This is a genomic window from Limnohabitans sp. TS-CS-82 (assembly GCF_002943475.1).
The window spans coordinates 832,473-850,404 of the sequence record NZ_PTQX01000001.1 but is presented as its reverse complement, the minus strand read 5'-3'; the positions used below and the strand labels follow the sequence as shown (position 1 = coordinate 850,404).

17 protein-coding genes are annotated in these 17,932 nt (G+C 56.8%); all 17 read left to right on the top strand.

From position 1 onward, the window contains the following. Nucleotides 1-77: 77 nt before the first annotated feature. The 17 genes from C5F52_RS04130 (at nt 78) to hisH (ending at nt 17,923) form a co-directional block, all read left to right on the top strand. Nucleotides 78-4,793 (top strand): glutamate synthase-related protein, encoded by a 4,716-nt coding sequence (locus C5F52_RS04130; RefSeq protein WP_104797168.1) that lies wholly within the window; start codon nt 78-80, stop codon nt 4,791-4,793. Nucleotides 4,794-4,834: 41 nt separating this feature from the next. Next, nucleotides 4,835-6,316 carry a glutamate synthase subunit beta gene (locus tag C5F52_RS04125; protein WP_104797018.1) on the top strand — a complete coding sequence of 494 codons (1,482 nt, stop codon included), beginning with the start codon at nt 4,835-4,837 and terminating at the stop codon, nt 6,314-6,316. Nucleotides 6,317-6,401: 85 nt separating this feature from the next. Further along, a complete protein-coding gene (locus C5F52_RS04120; RefSeq protein ID WP_104797017.1) occupies nt 6,402-7,235 on the top strand; it encodes an ABC transporter ATP-binding protein in 834 nt (277 codons plus the stop codon). After that, entirely contained in the window at nt 7,232-8,008 is a 777-nt protein-coding gene (mlaE, locus tag C5F52_RS04115) for a lipid asymmetry maintenance ABC transporter permease subunit MlaE (protein WP_104797016.1), read from the top strand. Before C5F52_RS04120 ends, mlaE begins: the two co-directional genes overlap by 4 nt. Nucleotides 8,009-8,023: 15 nt before the next feature. Next, on the top strand, nt 8,024-8,503 hold the full coding sequence (gene mlaD / locus C5F52_RS04110) for an outer membrane lipid asymmetry maintenance protein MlaD (RefSeq protein WP_104797015.1): 480 nt from the start codon (nt 8,024-8,026) through the stop codon (nt 8,501-8,503). After that, on the top strand, nt 8,500-9,258 hold the full coding sequence (locus tag C5F52_RS04105) for a VacJ family lipoprotein (RefSeq protein ID WP_104797014.1): 759 nt from the start codon (nt 8,500-8,502) through the stop codon (nt 9,256-9,258). Before mlaD ends, C5F52_RS04105 begins: the two co-directional genes overlap by 4 nt. Before the next feature lie 44 nt (nt 9,259-9,302). Continuing rightward, on the top strand, nt 9,303-9,944 hold the full coding sequence (locus tag C5F52_RS04100) for a phospholipid-binding protein MlaC (protein ID WP_104797013.1): 642 nt from the start codon (nt 9,303-9,305) through the stop codon (nt 9,942-9,944). A gap of 3 nt (nt 9,945-9,947) precedes the next feature. Continuing rightward, the gene (locus tag C5F52_RS04095; RefSeq protein ID WP_104797012.1) at nt 9,948-10,235 is read left to right on the top strand and encodes a lipid asymmetry maintenance protein MlaB; all 288 of its coding nucleotides are present in this window, start codon (nt 9,948-9,950) and stop codon (nt 10,233-10,235) included. Between the two features lie 87 nt (nt 10,236-10,322). Continuing rightward, nucleotides 10,323-11,246 (top strand): ABC transporter ATP-binding protein, encoded by a 924-nt coding sequence (locus tag C5F52_RS04090; protein WP_104797011.1) that lies wholly within the window; start codon nt 10,323-10,325, stop codon nt 11,244-11,246. Next, complete coding sequence (locus C5F52_RS04085; RefSeq protein WP_104797167.1) at nt 11,246-12,025, top strand: ABC transporter permease; 780 nt, start codon at nt 11,246-11,248, stop codon at nt 12,023-12,025. Before C5F52_RS04090 ends, C5F52_RS04085 begins: the two co-directional genes overlap by 1 nt. A 10-nt stretch (nt 12,026-12,035) precedes the next feature. Next, on the top strand, nt 12,036-12,281 hold the full coding sequence (locus C5F52_RS04080) for a BolA family protein (protein WP_104797010.1): 246 nt from the start codon (nt 12,036-12,038) through the stop codon (nt 12,279-12,281). 8 nt (nt 12,282-12,289) lie between these two features. Beyond that, entirely contained in the window at nt 12,290-13,567 is a 1,278-nt protein-coding gene (gene murA, locus C5F52_RS04075; RefSeq protein WP_104797009.1) for a UDP-N-acetylglucosamine 1-carboxyvinyltransferase, read from the top strand. A 5-nt stretch (nt 13,568-13,572) separates the two neighbouring features. Further along, nucleotides 13,573-14,211, top strand: a complete 639-nt coding sequence (hisG, locus tag C5F52_RS04070; protein WP_104797166.1) for an ATP phosphoribosyltransferase — start codon at nt 13,573-13,575, stop codon at nt 14,209-14,211. Between the two features lie 25 nt (nt 14,212-14,236). After that, nucleotides 14,237-15,550: a histidinol dehydrogenase gene (gene hisD / locus C5F52_RS04065; RefSeq protein ID WP_104797165.1), complete on the top strand. Its 1,314-nt coding sequence runs from the start codon at nt 14,237-14,239 to the stop codon at nt 15,548-15,550. 5 nt (nt 15,551-15,555) lie between these two features. Next, on the top strand, nt 15,556-16,674 hold the full coding sequence (hisC, locus tag C5F52_RS04060) for a histidinol-phosphate transaminase (RefSeq protein ID WP_104797008.1): 1,119 nt from the start codon (nt 15,556-15,558) through the stop codon (nt 16,672-16,674). Continuing rightward, complete coding sequence (gene hisB, locus C5F52_RS04055; RefSeq protein WP_104797007.1) at nt 16,671-17,276, top strand: imidazoleglycerol-phosphate dehydratase HisB; 606 nt, start codon at nt 16,671-16,673, stop codon at nt 17,274-17,276. The genes hisC and hisB overlap by 4 nt, the downstream gene beginning before the upstream one ends. Further along, entirely contained in the window at nt 17,273-17,923 is a 651-nt protein-coding gene (gene hisH, locus C5F52_RS04050) for an imidazole glycerol phosphate synthase subunit HisH (protein WP_255416350.1), read from the top strand. Before hisB ends, hisH begins: the two co-directional genes overlap by 4 nt. The last annotated feature ends 9 nt before the right edge of the window (nt 17,924-17,932 follow it).

Genomic DNA, 17,932 nt, shown 5'->3' with positions numbered 1-17,932 from the left:
GACCCCAATTAATTTTCTTGGCATAGATGCTGCAATGCAGTATTCTTCTCGTCCCGCTGAATTTTTGAGGAATGCGCATGTCTACGGCTGCCGATCAAGCACAACTGCAATCTCAGGGTTTGTACGACCCATCTAACGAACACGACGCCTGTGGCGTGGGCTTTGTTGCTCACATCAAGGGTCAAAAGAGCCACGCCATCGTGGGTCAAGCGCTCAAAATTTTGGAAAACCTCGACCACCGTGGTGCGGTGGGTGCTGATGCACTCATGGGCGACGGCGCAGGTATCTTGATTCAATTGCCAGATGCGTTGTATCGCGAAGAGATGGCCAAGCAAGGTGTGACCTTGCCCCCGCTCGGCGAGTACGGCGTGGGTATGGTGTTCTTGCCCAAAGAAAGCGCTTCACGCTTGGCTTGCGAGCAAGAGCTCGACCGTGCTGTCAAAGCCGAAGGTCAAGTGCTGTTGGGCTGGCGCGATGTGCCGGTCAACCTCGACATGCCCATGTCTCCACGCGTGCGTGAAAAAGAGCCGGTCATTCGCCAAATCTTCATCGGTCGCGGCAATGACGTGATCGTGCAAGACGCCCTCGAGCGCAAGCTGTACGTCATCCGTAAAACAGCCAGCGCCGCGATTCAGCACTTGAACTTGAAGCACAGCAAAGAGTATTACGTGCCTAGCATGTCTAGCCGCACCATCATTTACAAAGGCTTGTTGCTGGCCGACCAAGTCGGTACTTATTACCGCGACTTGACCGACGAGCGCTGCGTGTCTGCGCTCGGTTTGGTGCATCAACGCTTCTCGACCAACACTTTCCCAGAGTGGCCATTGGCTCACCCTTACCGCTATGTGGCGCACAACGGCGAGATCAACACCGTCAAAGGCAACTACAACTGGATGAAGGCCCGCGAAGGCGTGATGTCTTCCCCCGTGTTGGGCGACGACCTGAAAAAGCTCTACCCCATCAGCTTCGCTGACCAGTCTGACACCGCCACATTCGACAACTGCCTCGAATTGATGACGATGGCTGGCTATCCCATCAGCCAAGCCGTGATGATGATGATTCCAGAGCCATGGGAAAACCACACCACCATGGACGAGCGCCGCAAGGCCTTCTACGAATACCACGCTGCGATGTTGGAGCCATGGGACGGCCCAGCTTCTATCGTGTTCACCGACGGCCGCCAAATCGGCGCGACGCTGGACCGCAACGGTTTGCGCCCTTCACGCTACTGCATCACTGACGACGACATGGTCATCATGGGCTCTGAGTCTGGCGTGTTGCCAGTGCCTGAGAGCAAGATCGTGCGCAAGTGGCGTCTGCAGCCCGGCAAGATGTTCTTGATCGACCTCGAACAAGGTCGCATGATCGACGACGAAGAACTCAAAGCCGGCCTGACCAACACCAAGCCCTATAAGCAATGGATTGAAAACGTCCGCATCAAGCTCGACGACGTCAAAGGCCACGAAGGCGAAGCCGCCCAAGCCAGCGATGTGTCATTGCTCGACCGTCAACAAGCGTTTGGCTACAGCCAAGAAGACATCAAGTTCTTGATGGCGCCTATGGCCATCAACGGCGAAGAGGGCATTGGCTCCATGGGTAACGACAGCCCCTTGGCTGTGTTGTCTAGCAAGAACAAGCCGCTGTACAACTACTTCAAGCAGTTGTTCGCGCAAGTGACCAACCCACCGATCGACCCGATCCGTGAAGCCATCGTCATGTCCTTGGTGTCGTTTGTGGGCCCTAAGCCCAACTTGCTCGACATCAACCAAGTCAACCCGCCCATGCGTTTGGAAGTCAGCCAGCCCGTGCTGGACTTCGCCGACATGGCCAAGTTGCGTGACATCGAACAGTACACACACGGCAAGTTCAAGAGCGCCACGCTCGACATGACTTACCCCTTGGCATGGGGCCACGACGGCGTCGAAGCCAAGTTGGCTTCGTTATGCGCTGAAGCTGTGGACGCGATCAAAGGCGGTCACAACATCTTGATCATCAGCGACCGCGCTGTGAGCGCCACTCAGGTGGCGATTCCCGCTGTGTTGGCCTTGTCTGCGATTCACCAACACTTGGTGCGCGAAGGCTTGCGTACCACGGCTGGTTTGGTGGTGGAAACTGGCAGCGCCCGCGAAGTGCATCACTTCGCCGTGTTGGCAGGCTACGGCGCAGAAGCCGTGCATCCCTACCTCGCGCTCGAAACATTGGCCAATCTGCACAAAGATTTGCCAGCTGATTTGTCGACCGACAAAGCCATTTACAACTACATCAAAGCCATCGGCAAAGGCCTGTCGAAGATCATGTCCAAGATGGGCGTGTCGACCTACATGTCTTACTGCGGCGCTCAGTTGTTTGAAGCCATCGGTATCAACACCGAAACTGTGCAAAAGTATTTCACCGGCACACCTAGCCGCGTGGAAGGTATCGGCATTTTCGAAATGGCCGAAGAAGGCATTCGCATGCACCATGATGCGTTTGGCGAAAAACCTGTGTTGGCCAATATGCTCGACGCTGGTGGCGAATACGCTTGGCGCGCCCGTGGCGAAGAGCACATGTGGACGCCTGATGCGATTGCCAAGTTGCAGCACAGCACACGCTCGAACAACTTCAGCACGTACAAAGAGTACGCACAAATCGTCAACGACCAAAACAAGCGTCACCTGACCTTGCGCGGTTTGTTCGATTTCAAGATTGACCCATCCAAAGCCATCTCGGTGGACGAGGTTGAGCCAGCCACTGAAATCGTCAAGCGTTTCGCCACAGGCGCGATGTCGCTCGGTTCTATCTCTACCGAAGCACACGCAACTTTGGCCGTGGCGATGAACCGCATTGGCGGCAAGTCCAACACGGGTGAGGGCGGTGAAGACCCAGCGCGTTACCGCAACGAACTCAAAGGCATCCCAATCAAACAAGGCGACACACTCAAAACCATCATCGGCAACGATGTGGTCGAAGTGGACATGCCTTTGCTGGCGGGTGATAGCCTGCGTTCACGCATCAAGCAAGTGGCTTCTGGCCGATTTGGTGTGACCGCTGAATACCTGTCTTCATCTGACCAAATTCAGATCAAGATGGCCCAAGGCGCGAAGCCTGGTGAAGGTGGTCAGTTGCCAGGCGCGAAAGTGTCTGAGTACATCGGCAAGCTGCGTTACAGCGTGCCAGGTGTGGGCTTGATTTCTCCTCCGCCACACCACGACATCTATTCGATCGAAGACTTGGCTCAGTTGATCCATGACTTGAAGAACGTCGCTCCTCACGCTGACATCAGCGTGAAGTTGGTGGCTGAAATCGGCGTGGGCACGATTGCCGCAGGCGTTGCCAAGTGCAAGGCCGATCACGTGGTGATCGCCGGCCACGACGGCGGCACAGGCGCATCGCCTTGGTCGTCCATCAAGCATTGCGGTTCGCCTTGGGAAATCGGTCTGGCCGAAACCCAACAAACTTTGGTGTTGAACGGTTTGCGTGGCCGCGTGCGCGTGCAAGCCGACGGCCAAATGAAAACCGGCCGCGACGTGGCTGTGGGTGCTTTGCTCGGCGCTGACGAGTTTGGCTTTGCCACTGCACCGCTGGTGGTTGAGGGCTGCATCATGATGCGCAAGTGCCACTTGAACACTTGCCCCGTGGGCGTGGCCACACAAGACCCAGAGTTGCGCAAGAAGTTCACAGGCAAGCCTGAGCACGTCGTCAACTACTTCTTCTTCATCGCTGAAGAAGTGCGTCAAATCATGGCGCAGTTGGGTATCAAGAAGTTTGACGACATGATCGGCCGCGCCGACTTGCTCGACATGCGCGCTGGCATCGAACACTGGAAAGCCTCTGGTCTCGACTTCGCTCGCTTGTTGACTGTGCCTCAAGTGGGCCCAGAGATTCCTCGCTACCACGTGGATAAGCAAGACCACGGCTTGGAAAAAGCACTGGACCAAAAACTCATCGAGAAATCCAAGCCTGCCATTGAGCGCGGCGAGAAGGTGCAGTTCATGGAAGTGGCCCGCAACGTCAACCGTTCAGTCGGTGCGATGTTGTCAGGTGCTGTGACCAAGGTGCACCCAGAAGGTTTGCCAGATGACAGCATCCGTATCCAACTCGAAGGCACGGGCGGTCAATCGTTCGGCGCGTTCTTGTGCAACGGCATCACGCTGTACCTCATTGGTGACGCCAACGACTACACCGGCAAAGGCCTCTCAGGCGGCCGCGTGGTGGTTCGCCCCAGCATTGATTTCCGTGGCGACGCGGTCAACAACATCATCGTGGGTAACACCGTGATGATTGGTGCGACACGCGGTGAAGCGTTCTTCTCTGGCGTGGCTGGTGAGCGTTTTGCTGTGCGTTTGTCTGGCGCGACCGCAGTGGTCGAAGGTACAGGCGACCACGGTTGCGAATACATGACAGGCGGCACAGTCGCGGTGTTGGGTAAAACCGGCCGCAACTTCGCTGCCGGTATGAGCGGCGGTGTGGCGTACGTGTACGACGAAGACGGACAGTTCGACAAGAAGTGCAACACAGCCATGGTTTCCATGGAAAAAGTGTTGACGGCTGCTGAGCAAGAAGCCACTTTGCCACGCGCCATTTGGCACCGTGACCAAACCGACGAAGCGCAACTCAAGAAGTTGCTCGAAGACCACCACCGTTGGACGGGCTCTAAACGCGCCCGTGACTTGCTGGACAACTGGGACACCGCACGTGCCAAGTTTGTCAAAGTGTTCCCCAACGAATACAAGCGTGCCTTGGGCGAGTTGAACGCAGCCAAGACTGCTAAGGCTCCAGCCGCATCGGCCAAAAAAGCCGTCGCTGCCAAGTAACGCAGACGTATTGCAACGCACAAGCAAATAGGATTTGAATCATGGGAAAAGTCACTGGCTTTATGGAAATTGAGCGCATCGAAGAGGGCTACAAGCCCGTCAAAGAGCGCTTGAAGAACTACGACGAATTTGTGATTGGTTTGGACGACAAACAAGCCAAAGACCAAGCAGCCCGTTGCATGGACTGCGGCACACCGTTTTGTAACAACGGCTGCCCGGTCAATAACATCATTCCGGACTTCAACGAGTTGGTATACCAAAGCGATTGGAAAAACGCGATTGACGTGCTGCACAGCACCAACAACTTCCCCGAGTTCACTGGCCGCATCTGCCCCGCACCTTGCGAAGCGGCTTGCGTGGTGAACCTCAATGGCGACGCGGTGGGCATCAAGTCCATCGAGCACGCCATCATCGACAAAGCTTGGAATGAAGGCTGGGTGGTCGCTAAGCCTGCCAAGCACAAGACAGGCAAGAAAGTTGCCGTCGTGGGCTCAGGCCCTGCCGGCATGGCTGCTGCACAGCAGTTGGCTCGCGTCGGTCACGACGTGACCTTGTTCGAAAAGAACGACCGCATTGGTGGCTTGCTGCGCTACGGCATTCCAGACTTCAAGATGGAAAAGTCGCACATCGACCGCCGCGCCAAACAACTCGAAGCCGAAGGCGTGACCATCCGTACCAACGTGATGGTCGGTGAGTTGCCAAAGGGCTCTAAGGTCACCAACTGGGCCACAGAAACCATCACTCCGGCGCAACTGCAAAAAGACTTTGACGCTGTGTTGTTGACCGGTGGCTCTGAGCAGTCTCGCGACTTGCCAGCACCTGGCCGCGACTTGGCTGGCATTCACTTCGCGATGGAGTTCTTGCCACAACAAAACAAGGTCAACGGCGGCGGCAAGGTCAAAGACCAATTGCGCGCTGATGGCAAGCATGTGGTGGTCATCGGCGGTGGCGACACCGGCTCTGACTGCGTGGGCACCAGCACACGCCACGGCGCAGCAGGTGTGGTTCAGTTCGAGGTGATGCCTATGCCACCCGAGCACGAGAACAAGCCTTTGGTTTGGCCATATTGGCCACTGAAGCTGCGCACCAGCTCTAGCCACGACGAAAGCGCCGAAAAAGGTTTGCTCAAGCGCGAGTTCGCTATCTCTACCAAAGAGTTTGTCGGCGAAAACGGTAAAGTCACTGGCGTCAAAACCGTTCGCGTTGAATGGAAAGACGGCAAGATGGTCGAAGTGGCGGGCACTGAAGAAATCATCAAAGCCGACCTCGTGTTGTTGGCGATGGGCTTCGTGAACCCTGTGGCAACCATTTTGGAAGGCTTCGGCGTTGAGAAAGACGCACGCGGCAACGCCAAGGCAACTACCGAGTTCACTGGCGGCTATGCCACTAACGTGCCCAAAGTGTTTGCTGCGGGCGATATCCGCCGTGGCCAATCTTTGGTCGTGTGGGCTATTCGCGAAGGCCGTCAAGCTGCACGCTCGGTGGACGAGTTCTTGATGGGCGCAAGCGATCTGCCTCGCTAACTTCTCATCTTTACAAGCCTGTAATGGCTTGCATTTAGAATGACAAGGGCTGGTCTGTTTCATGAACAGGCCAGCTTTTTCTTCTATGAATACCACTTCCCCCTTAAATACAAACCCTGATGCGTTGGTTGAGCTGCGCGACATTCGCTTTGGCTACGGCGAGCGCCTCATCTTGGATGGCATCACGCTGACCGTGCCACGCGGCAAAGTCACGGCACTCATGGGTGCGTCGGGTGGTGGCAAAACCACGGTGCTGCGTTTGATCGGTGGCCAATACCGCGCCCAGTCAGGCAGCCTCACGTTTGATGGCCAAGAAGTGGCCTCTCTCAACCCCACCGATTTGTACGCCGTGCGTCGTCGCATGGGCATGTTGTTTCAGTTTGGTGCTTTGTTCACCGACTTGAGCGTGTTTGACAACGTGGCCTTCCCGCTGCGCGAACACACCGACTTGAGCGAATCGATGATTCGCGACATCGTGTTGATGAAGCTCGAAGCCGTAGGCCTGCGCGGCGCACGCGATTTGATGCCCAGCGAAGTCTCTGGCGGCATGGCCCGTCGTGTGGCCTTGGCCCGTGCCATGGCCCTCGACCCCGAACTCATCATGTACGACGAGCCGTTTGCTGGCTTAGACCCTATTTCGCTCGGCACAGCGGCACGTTTGATTCGCCAGCTCAACGACACACTGGGCTTGACCAGCGTCATCGTGTCGCACGATTTGGATGAGACTTTCCACATCGCCGACCAAGTGATCGTCTTGGCCAACGGCAAGATTGCCGCGCAGGGCACACCAGACGAAGTGCGTCACAGCAACGATCCTTTGGTGAAACAGTTTGTCACTGCAGCGCCTGACGGCCCTGTGCGTTTCCACTACCCAGGCCCATCCGTGGCGCAAGACTTTGGTGTGGAGGGTGAGCAATGAAGTTTGTGGAAAACCTAGGCTTTGCGGTTCGCAGTTACTTGGCTGGTCTGGGCTTGGGTGCCCGTTTGTTTGTGCGCCTGATTTCAGAGTTTGGCAGCAACATGCGCCGTTTTGGCTTGGTGCGTGACCAAGTGCATTTCTTGGGCAACTATTCGTTGGCCATCATTGCGGTGTCGGGCTTGTTTGTGGGCTTTGTGCTCAGCTTGCAGGGCTACTACACCTTGCAGCGTTATGGCTCGTCAGAAGCTTTGGGCCTGTTGGTGGCCTTGAGTTTGGTGCGCGAGCTTGGCCCCGTGGTGAGCGCCTTATTGTTTGCGGGCCGCGCCGGTACATCGCTCACTGCTGAAATTGGTTTGATGAAAGCGGGCGAGCAGCTCAGCGCCATGGACATGATGGCGGTCGATCCCGTGCGCCGCATCTTGGGCCCACGCTTTTGGGGTGGCATCATCGCTTTACCTTTGCTCTCGGCTGTGTTCAGCGCCGTGGGTATTTTGGGCGGTTGGATGGTCGGCGTGTTGATGATTGGCGTGGACGCCGGCTCGTTCTGGAGCCAGATGCAAGGCGGCGTAGACGTGTGGAAAGACGTGGGCAATGGCGTGGTCAAGAGCATCGTGTTCGGCGTGACCGTCACGTTTGTGGCGCTGCTGCAAGGCTATGAAGCCCAGCCCACGCCCGAAGGTGTTTCGCGCGCCACGACCAAAACGGTCGTGGTCGCTTCGTTGGCAGTGTTGGGGTTGGACTTCATCCTCACCGCCATGATGTTCAGTATTTGATGAATCGAGGAAGCTATGCAACGCTCCAAAAATGATGTGTGGGTGGGTCTGTTCGTGCTCTTGGGCGCAGCAGCTATTTTGTTTTTGGCTTTGAAGTCAGCCAATTTGTTGACACTGAGTTTTCAATCCAACTACACCGTCAGCGGCCGCTTTGACAACATTGGTGGCTTGAAGCGCCAAGCCGCTGTCAAGAGCGCAGGCGTGGTGGTGGGGCGTGTGGAGTCAGTCACGTTTGACGACAAAACCTTCCAAGCCACAGTCACCATGAGCATCGAGAGCCGCTACCAGTTTCCCAAAGACAGTTCTTTGAAAATTCTCACCAGCGGTTTGTTGGGCGAACAATACATTGGCATCGAAGCCGGTTCTGAGGCTGATAACTTGGCCACCGGTGACCGCATTCAAGCCACGCAGTCGGCCGTGGTGTTGGAAAACCTCATCAGCCAGTTTTTGTACAACAAAGCGGCGGAGCCAACACCTGAAAAGGGTGGCAAATGATTGTGTTGCAGCACAAGCGTTGGGTACTGAGTGCTGTGCTTGTAGCGATGGCTGCGTTGAGCGCTGGGTGCGCTACAGGCCCCAATGCCAATCCCAAAGATCCGTTGGAGCCGATGAACCGCAGCGTGACCAAGTTCAACGATGTGTTGGACGACAACGTGCTCAAGCCCGTTGCCACTGGTTACCGCGACTACACACCGCAGCCTGTGCAAACGGGCGTGAGCAACTTCTTTCGCAACTTGTCGGATGTTTGGTCGACGGCCAACAACGGCTTGCAACTCAAAGGTCGCGACACCGCAGAGTCATTGATGCGTGTGGTGGTAAATACCACTTTGGGTATTTATGGCCTTTTTGATGTGGCCACACAAATTGGTTTAGAGCGTCATCCAGAAGATTTCGGCCAAACCTTGGGCTATTGGGGTGTTCCGAGCGGTCCTTATGTCGTTTTGCCACTGTTGGGGCCCTCGACGGTACGTGATACCAGTGTGGTTCCTGTGGAGACCTCAGTTGACCTCGTGCGCCAATATGACGATGTGCCCGTTCGCAACGCCGCGATGGCGACTCGCATCGTGGACAAGCGCGCGAGCTTGCTGAAAACCACAGACTTGTTAACCGGGGCGGCCATCGATAAGTACAGCTTCACCCGCGATTCCTACTTGCAATTCCGACGCAACCAGGTGTACGACGGCAATCCACCCGATGAGGATGAGCTGGTGGACCCGAGTGCTGAGCCTGTGGCGCCGTCAGCCAAATAAGTGGCCCAAACGTTAAAGATACGAACCCATTGGAGTTTGAAACCATGAATCACTTTTTGTCACGCCGTACTTTGACTGCTTGGGCCTTCTGTGCCGCTTGTGCACTAGGTATGGCCAGCGCTGTTTCTGCGGCTGAGGAGCCAGCTGATGTGTTCATCAAGCGCGTGTCATCGGACATCTTGGATGCCATCAAATCTGACAAATCTATCCACAACGGCGATGTGAACAAGATCATCGTGTTGGTGGACCAACGTGTTATGCCTAACGTGAACTTTTTGCGCATGACAGCTTCTGCAGTTGGCCCAGGCTGGCGTCAAGCCACACCCGAGCAGCAAAAGCGCTTGCAAGACGAGTTCAAAATTTTGCTGGTCCGTACGTACTCAGGTGCTTTGGGTCAGGTCAGTGACCAAACCATTGCTGTCAAACCCTTGCGTGCCGCTGCTGATGACAAAGAGGTATTGGTGCGTACCGAAGTGCGCGGCAAAGGTGACCCCATCCAGCTCGACTACCGTGTGGAAAAAACAGCAGACGGCGCATGGAAGGTTTACAACATGAACGTCATGGGCATTTGGTTGGTCGAGAACTACAAAACCCAGTTTGCACAAGAAATCAACGCCAAAGGTGTGGATGGTTTGATTGCCAGCTTGGCTGACCGCAACAAAACCAATGCCCGCGCATCCAAATAAGCCATGAGCACCTTGACCACCTCTATCGCTTTGCCTGCTGTCTTGATGCAGGCCCAAGCCCAGGCCGTGGCCGATGGTTTGGTCGCGTCTTTGACCGCTCAGATGGCTCGTGGTGGTGAAGCGGTGTTGGATGCGTCGGCCCTGACCCAGTTTGACTCTTCGGCTTTGGCCGTGGTTTTGGCTTGTCGCCGTGCGGTGCAGGCCAAAGGCGCCCAGTTGCGCGTCACAGGGCTGCCTGAGCGTGCCCAAGCCTTGGCCAAGGTCTATGGTTTGAGTGCATTGCTGCACTGAAATGTGTTTCAGGCGTCCCTGTGGGTGTCGCGAAGTCAGGGCAATCGCAGAGGGCATGCTGAAAGCCTTAAAATCAAAGGCTACTTTATGCCCGCTATTTCTTTCCAATCCGTCTCCAAAACTTTCCAAACCGCCCGAGGTCCGTTTCAGGCGCTCGATGGCGTGCGTTTTGATGTCCAAAAAGGCGAGTTCTTTGGGCTCTTAGGCCCCAACGGCGCGGGCAAGACCACCCTCATCAGCATCTTGGCCGGTTTGGCACAAGCCTCGTCTGGTTCGGTGTTGGTGCACGGCGTCAATGTGGCTACCCAATCCGCCCAGGCTCGCCGCATGTTGGGCGTGGTACCGCAAGAGCTGGTGTTCGACCCGTTCTTCAATGTGCGCGAAGCCTTGAAGTTTCAGTCGGGCTACTTTGGCGTCAAACACAACGATGACTGGATTGATGAGCTCTTGCACAGCCTTGGCCTCAGCGACAAAGCCCATCACAACATGCGCCAACTCTCAGGCGGCATGAAGCGCCGCATGTTGGTGGCGCAAGCCTTGGTGCACAAGCCGCCTGTCATCGTGCTTGATGAGCCAACCGCGGGTGTGGACGTGGAGCTGCGCCAAACCTTGTGGCAGTTCATTGCCAAGCTCAACCGCGAGGGCAGCACCGTGTTGCTGACCACGCATTACCTCGAAGAAGCCGAAGCTTTGTGCGGCCGCATTGCCATGTTGAAAAACGGCAAAGTGGTGGCGCTCGATAGCACCACCGAGTTACTCAAAGCTGCGTCTAGCAATGTGCTGCGCTTCAAGCTCGATGCCGAGCTGCCACCTGCTCTTGCTGCCAAGGCGCGGGTGACGGGCCGCATCGTTCAGTTCCCCGCCAATGACGCGTTGGAGATTGAGCGCTACCTCGCAGCCGTGCGTGAAGCTGGCTTGCAAGCGCAAGACGTCGAAATTCGCAAAGCCGATTTGGAAGATGTGTTCCTCGATGTGATGCACAAAAGCGAAGAAACAGGAGCACAAGCATGATGACCGGCTGGACCATGCTCTTCTACAAAGAGGTGTTGCGCTTTTGGAAAGTCAGTTTCCAAACGGTGGCCGCGCCCGTGCTCACGGCGGTGATGTACCTGATGATTTTTGGCCATGTGCTGGAAGCGCACGTGCAGGTGTACGAGGGTGTGAGCTACACCGCGTTTTTGATTCCGGGCCTCGTGATGATGAGCGTGCTGCAAAACGCGTTTGCCAATAGCTCCTCGTCCATGGTGCAAAGCAAGATCATGGGCAACTTGGTGTTCTTGTTGCTCACGCCACTCTCGCACTGGAGCTGGTTCTTTGCCTATGCACTGTCTGCCATGGTGCGCGGTTTGTTGGTGGGCGCGGGTGTGTTGTTGGCGGGCGTGCTGTTTGTGTGGCAGTCGTCGGTGCTCAATTTCTCGCTCATGCCTACGCAGCCTCTGTGGGTCATCACTTTTGCCGTGCTCGGCGCGCTCATGCTTGGCTCACTCGGTTTGATCGCGGGCTTGTGGGCCGATAAGTTTGACCAAATGGCCGCTTTCCAAAACTTCATCATCATGCCGATGACGTTTTTGAGCGGCGTGTTTTATTCCATCCACTCACTGCCAAGCTTTTGGCAAAACGTGAGCCACCTCAACCCGTTCTTCTACATGATCGACGGTTTCCGTTTTGGCTTCTTTGGCCAAAGCGATGTGTCGCCTTGGTTGAGCTTGGGCGTTGTAGGCGTGTGCTTGTTGGTGGTTTCTACCATCGCACTGCATTTGCTGCGCACAGGTTACAAAATCCGAGGCTAAAAGGTATTCCATGACAGCACAAGAGTTACAAGCCATCATCGCCGCAGGCCTGCCTTGCGAGCATTTGCACGTCGAGGGCGATGGCCGTCATTGGTATGCCACTTTGGTGTCCGCCGAGTTTGAAGGCAAGCGCCTCATCCAACGCCACCAACAGGTGTACGCCACCTTGGGCGAGAAAATCAAAACCGACGAAGTGCACGCTTTGTCCATGAAAACCTACACGCCTGCCGAATGGCAAGCTGCTCCTAAAGCTTAAGAACCCCTATGGATAAATTACTCGTTCGCGGCGGCCGCACCCTCAATGGCGAAGTGTTGATTTCTGGCGCTAAAAACGCGGCACTGCCCGAGCTGTGCGCAGCCTTGTTGACCGATCAGCCTGTCACGCTGCACAACGTGCCGCAGTTGCAAGACGTGGCCACCATGCTGAAGCTCATCCGCAACATGGGCGTGACGGCCGAGCGTGCAGATGACGGCACAGTCAGCTTAGACGCCGGCGGTTTGAATAACCCAGAAGCCCCTTACGAGTTGGTCAAAACCATGCGCGCTTCGGTGCTGGCACTTGGCCCCTTGTTGGCACGCTTTGGCCACGCCAAGGTGTCATTGCCAGGCGGTTGCGCCATTGGTTCGCGCCCTGTGGACCAGCACTTGAAAGGCTTGCAAGCCATGGGTGCAGAGATTGACGTGGACCACGGCTACATGGTCGCCAAATTGGGCGGCGGTCGCACACGCCTCAAAGGTGCACGCATTGCCACCGACATGGTGACAGTCACTGGCACAGAAAACTTCCTCATGGCCGCAGCACTGGCCGACGGCGAAACCGTGTTGGAAAACGCCGCGCAAGAGCCAGAGATTCCAGACTTGGCCGAAATGCTCATCGCCATGGGCGCGAAGATTGAAGGCCACGGCACGAGCCGCATCCACATCCAAGGCGTGGAACGCTTGCACGGCTGCACCCACAAAGTGGTGGCCGACCGTATTGAAGCCGGCACGTTCTTGTGCGCCGTGGCTGCCACTGGCGGCGACGTGTTCTTGCGTCACGCCCGTGCCGACCATTTGGACGCGGTCATCGACAAGCTGCGTGATGCAGGCGCAACAGTCACTGCCAACGCAGAGGGCATTCGCATCCAAGGCACTGCGCCCGCGTATGAACACCTCAAGGCGCAAAACTTCCGCACCACCGAATACCCAGGCTTCCCCACCGACATGCAAGCGCAGTTCATGGTGTTGAACGCCATTGCCAAGGGCGCATCAAAGGTGACTGAAACGATTTTTGAAAACCGCTTCATGCACGTCAACGAGTTGGTGCGCTTGGGCGCACACATCCAAATCGACGGCAAAGTGGCTGTGCTCGAAGGCGTGGAAAAGCTCTCGGGTGCAACCGTCATGGCCACCGACTTGCGCGCGTCTGCTTCGTTGGTGATTGCGGGCTTGGTGGCCGACGGCGAAACCTTGGTGGATCGCATCTACCACTTGGACCGTGGCTACGACAAGATGGAAGCCAAGCTGCGCGCCATTGGCGCAGATATCGAAAGAGTGAAATGAACAACATGTTGACGCTGGCGCTCTCCAAGGGCCGCATCTTTGATGAAACCATGCCGCTGCTCAAAGCCGCTGGCATTGAGGTGCTCGAAGACCCAGAAAAATCTCGCAAGCTCATCTTGCCCACCAACCACGCCAATGTGCGTGTGGTGTTGGTGCGTGCATCTGACGTGCCCACGTATGTGCAATACGGCGGCGCTGATTTGGGCGTGACGGGCCTCGACACATTGATCGAGCATGGCACAGATGGGCTCTATCAACCACTCGATTTGCAAATCGCCAAATGCCGCATGAGCGTGGCGGTGCGCTCCGACTTCGACTACGCCGCCATGGTCAAACAAGGCGCGCGTCTGAAAGTGGCCACTAAGTACACCACCATCGCGCGTGACTTCTTCGCTACCAAAGGCGTGCACGTGGATTTGGTCAAGCTCTATGGCTCCATGGAATTGGCCCCGCTCACTGGCTTGGCCGATGCCATCGTCGACTTGGTGTCGACCGGTAACACACTCAAAGCCAACCACTTGGTCGAAGTCGAACGCATCATGGACATCAGCTCGCGCTTGGTGGTCAACCAAGCTGCACTCAAGATGAAGCAGGCCGACATTCGCCGCATCATCGATGCGTTTTCTGCCGCGCTTGCCAAATAAACCCTTCACCACACACGTACACAAGATGGCCAAACCGCTTCGTCTCTCGACCACCAGCCCCACCTTTGAAGCTGAGTTCAAAGCGCGTCTGCATTGGTCTGCCGACACCGACGCGGCCATCGAGCAACGCGTGGCCGACATCTTGGCCGACGTGCAAAAGCGTGGCGACGCTGCCGTGCTCGAATACACCGAGCGCTTTGACGGTCTGAAGGTCGACAGCATGGCCGCGTTAGAGCTGACGCAAGCCGAACTCAAGGCTGCGTTCGATGGCTTGCCCGCCGAGCAACGCGATGCTTTGCAGGCCGCCGCCGCACGCGTACGCAGCTATCACGAGGCGCAAAAGAAAGCCAGTGGCGAAAGCTGGACTTACCGCGATGCCGATGGCACGTTGCTGGGTCAAAAAGTCACGCCGCTTGATCGCGTGGGTATTTATGTGCCCGGTGGCAAAGCCGCTTATCCATCCAGCGTGTTGATGAACGCCATCCCCGCGCACGTCGCGGGTGTGCAAGACATCATCATGGTTGTGCCCACGCCTAAGGGCGAAAAGAACCCACTCGTCTTGGCCGCTGCGTATGTAGCCGGCGTGAGCCGCGCCTTCACCATCGGTGGCGCACAAGCCGTGGCTGCCTTGGCCTATGGCACAGCCACTGTGGCCGCGGTCGACAAAATCACCGGCCCCGGCAACGCCTATGTGGCCGCTGCCAAGCGCCGCGTGTTTGGCACGGTGGGCATTGACATGATTGCAGGCCCCAGCGAAATCTTGGTGTTAGCCGATGGCTCCACGCCCGCCGACTGGGTGGCCATGGATTTGTTCAGCCAAGCCGAGCACGACGAGTTGGCGCAAAGCGTATTGCTCTGCCCCGACGCCGCGTACATCGATCGCGTGCAAGCCGAGATCGAACGCTTGCTGCCGCAAATGCCGCGCAAAGACATCATCGAAAAGTCCCTCAATGGCCGTGGTGTGCTCATTCACACCCGCAGCATGGAAGAAGCCTGCGCCATCAGCAACCGCATTGCCCCCGAACATTTAGAGGTGTCGAGCAACGAGCCCCACAAGTGGGAGCCGCTGCTCAAGCACGCAGGCGCGATCTTCTTGGGCGCGTTCACCAGCGAAAGTTTGGGCGACTACTGCGCTGGCCCCAACCACGTGTTGCCCACCAGCGGCACGGCGCGTTTCAGCTCGCCCTTGGGCGTGTACGACTTCCAAAAGCGCAGCAGCTTGATCGAGGTGAGCGAGCAGGGCGCACAAACGCTGGGCAAGATTGCCGCCGTGTTGGCCTATGGCGAAGGCTTGCAAGCCCACGCCATGGCGGCAGAGTTTCGTTTGAAGAAAGACTGACCGATATGACGAACGCCCTGCGTTTCATTCGCCCCGACGTTCAAGCCATGCACGCCTATGCTGTGCAGCACTCGGTCGGCATGGTCAAGCTCGACGCGATGGAAAACCCGTTCACCCTCTCGCCCGAATTGCAAGCCAAACTCGGCGCACGTTTGGGTGCGGTGGAAGTCAATCGTTACCCCGGTGCTCGCATCGACGACCTGAAAAACGCATTGGCGAAATACGTTGATTTGCCCGCAGGCTTAGGGCTCATGTTGGGCAACGGCTCGGACGAGCTCATCTCTTTGTTGTCGATGGCGTGTGCCGTACCAAACGCCAAAGTGTTGGCCCCAGAGCCCGGCTTTGTGATGTACGGCATGAGCGCACAGCTGCAAGGTTTGCAATACATCGGCGTGCCGCTCAAGGCCGACTTTGAGTTGGACGAAGCCGCCATGTCTGCTGCCATCACGCAGCACGAGCCCGCCATTGTTTACATCGCCTACCCCAACAACCCCACGGCCAACTTGTGGAGCGCCGACACCATTCGCCGCCTCATTACGCAGGTCAGCGCTTATGGTGGCTTGGTGGTGATGGACGAGGCGTACCAGCCGTTTTCCAGCAAAAGCTGGTTGGACGAAATTCGCCAGCATCCAGCGGCCAACGCCCATGTGCTGTTGATGCGCACGCTGTCAAAGTTTGGTTTGGCCGGCATTCGCTTGGGCTACATGATTGCCCCTCAGGCGTTGATCAACGAGATCGACAAACTGCGCCCACCGTACAACGTGAGCGTGCTCAACGCCGAATGCGCTTTGTTTGCGCTGGAGCACACCGATGTGTTCGCCCAGCAAGCCGCCGTCATTCGCACCGAGCGTGAAGCCTTGTTCAAAGCTTTGCAGCAAATGGCCGGCGTCACGCCCTACGCCAGCGAAGCCAACATGATGGTGCTGCGTTTCAAAGGTGAAGCTGATGCCGCCAACCGCGCTTTTGAGGTGCTCAAGGCCCACAAAGTGCTGGTCAAGAACGTTTCTAAAATGCACCCATTGCTTGCCAACTGCTTGCGCTTGACCATCGGCACGCCCGAGGAAAACAAACAACTCTTGGCTGCCCTGCAAGCCGCTCTCTCTTCATCGAAAGTCACCGCATGACCGCTCAATCAGCAGTTCGCATCGCCGAAGTCAGCCGCAACACGGCCGAGACCCAAATCACCGTCAAGATCAACCTCGACGGCACGGGCCAATCCAAGCTCTCTACCGGCATTGGTTTCTTTGACCACATGCTCGACCAAATCGCGCGTCATGGTTTGATTGACCTCGACATTCAAGCCAAGGGCGACCTGCACATCGACGGCCACCATACCGTGGAAGACGTGGGCATCACCTTGGGCCAAGCGTTTGCCAAAGCTGTTGGCGACAAAAAAGGCATTCGCCGTTATGGCCACGCCTATGTGCCGCTCGACGAAGCGCTCAGCCGCGTGGTGGTGGATTTCTCTGGTCGCCCAGGTTTGGTCATGCACGTGCCGTTCAAGAGCGGCATGATTGGCGAGTTCGACAGCCAATTGGCGTTTGAATTCTTCCAAGGCTTTGTGAACCACGCCTTTGTGACCTTGCATATCGACAACCTGCGCGGCGAGAACGCGCATCACCAAGCTGAGACGGTGTTCAAAGCGTTTGCTCGCGCCTTGCGTGCTGCTTTGGAATTGGACCCACGCTCCGCCGGCATGATTCCCTCGACAAAGGGTTCACTTTGAGCAACAAAGTCGCAGTCGTTGATTACGGCATGGGCAACCTGCGCTCTGTGGCGCAGGCTGTGATGCATGCCGCTTCAGTGGTGGATCATGCGGAAGTCATCGTCACGTCTGACCCCCAAGTGGTGCGCGACGCGCACCGCGTGGTCTTGCCCGGCCAAGGCGCTATGCCTGACTGCATGCGCGAGTTGCGCGAGTCGGGCTTGCTTGAGGCCGTGTTGGACGCCGCCGATAAAAAGCCTTTGTTTGGCGTGTGCGTGGGCATGCAAATGATGCTCGACCACAGCGCCGAGGGCGACACACCCGGCTTGAGCTTGATTGCCGGTGAGGTGGTGAAGTTTGATTTGGCTGGTCGCACGCAAGCCGATGGCAGCCGCTTCAAAGTGCCGCAAATGGGCTGGAACCAAGTGTTGCAAGCCCAGCCGCACGCCTTGTGGCAAGGCATACCGGATGCCAGCTTCTTCTACTTTGTGCACAGCTTTTACGCGCGCCCCGCCAATTCAGCGCACAGTGCAGCCCAAACCGACTACGGCAGCCTTTTTACATGTGCCGTGGCCCGCGACAATCTTTTTGCGACACAATTTCACCCAGAAAAAAGTGCGGCACATGGCTTGGCCTTGTTCCACAATTTTCTGCATTGGAACCCTTGAACCTCTAAG

What these genes read in the sequence shown, in the direction of transcription:
- murA (WP_104797009.1), top strand. Translation starts at nt 12,290, where the DNA reads ATGGATAAATTACTCGTTCGCGGCGGCCGCACCCTCAATGGCGAAGTG.
- mlaD (WP_104797015.1), top strand. Translation starts at nt 8,024, where the DNA reads ATGCAACGCTCCAAAAATGATGTGTGGGTGGGTCTGTTCGTGCTCTTG.
- hisG (WP_104797166.1), top strand. Translation starts at nt 13,573, where the DNA reads ATGTTGACGCTGGCGCTCTCCAAGGGCCGCATCTTTGATGAAACCATG.
- C5F52_RS04100 (WP_104797013.1), top strand. Translation starts at nt 9,303, where the DNA reads ATGAATCACTTTTTGTCACGCCGTACTTTGACTGCTTGGGCCTTCTGT.
- hisD (WP_104797165.1), top strand. Translation starts at nt 14,237, where the DNA reads ATGGCCAAACCGCTTCGTCTCTCGACCACCAGCCCCACCTTTGAAGCT.
- C5F52_RS04095 (WP_104797012.1), top strand. Translation starts at nt 9,948, where the DNA reads ATGAGCACCTTGACCACCTCTATCGCTTTGCCTGCTGTCTTGATGCAG.
- C5F52_RS04125 (WP_104797018.1), top strand. Translation starts at nt 4,835, where the DNA reads ATGGGAAAAGTCACTGGCTTTATGGAAATTGAGCGCATCGAAGAGGGC.
- hisB (WP_104797007.1), top strand. Translation starts at nt 16,671, where the DNA reads ATGACCGCTCAATCAGCAGTTCGCATCGCCGAAGTCAGCCGCAACACG.
- C5F52_RS04130 (WP_104797168.1), top strand. Translation starts at nt 78, where the DNA reads ATGTCTACGGCTGCCGATCAAGCACAACTGCAATCTCAGGGTTTGTAC.
- mlaE (WP_104797016.1), top strand. Translation starts at nt 7,232, where the DNA reads ATGAAGTTTGTGGAAAACCTAGGCTTTGCGGTTCGCAGTTACTTGGCT.
- hisC (WP_104797008.1), top strand. Translation starts at nt 15,556, where the DNA reads ATGACGAACGCCCTGCGTTTCATTCGCCCCGACGTTCAAGCCATGCAC.
- C5F52_RS04085 (WP_104797167.1), top strand. Translation starts at nt 11,246, where the DNA reads ATGACCGGCTGGACCATGCTCTTCTACAAAGAGGTGTTGCGCTTTTGG.
- C5F52_RS04105 (WP_104797014.1), top strand. Translation starts at nt 8,500, where the DNA reads ATGATTGTGTTGCAGCACAAGCGTTGGGTACTGAGTGCTGTGCTTGTA.
- C5F52_RS04120 (WP_104797017.1), top strand. Translation starts at nt 6,402, where the DNA reads ATGAATACCACTTCCCCCTTAAATACAAACCCTGATGCGTTGGTTGAG.
- C5F52_RS04090 (WP_104797011.1), top strand. Translation starts at nt 10,323, where the DNA reads ATGCCCGCTATTTCTTTCCAATCCGTCTCCAAAACTTTCCAAACCGCC.
- C5F52_RS04080 (WP_104797010.1), top strand. Translation starts at nt 12,036, where the DNA reads ATGACAGCACAAGAGTTACAAGCCATCATCGCCGCAGGCCTGCCTTGC.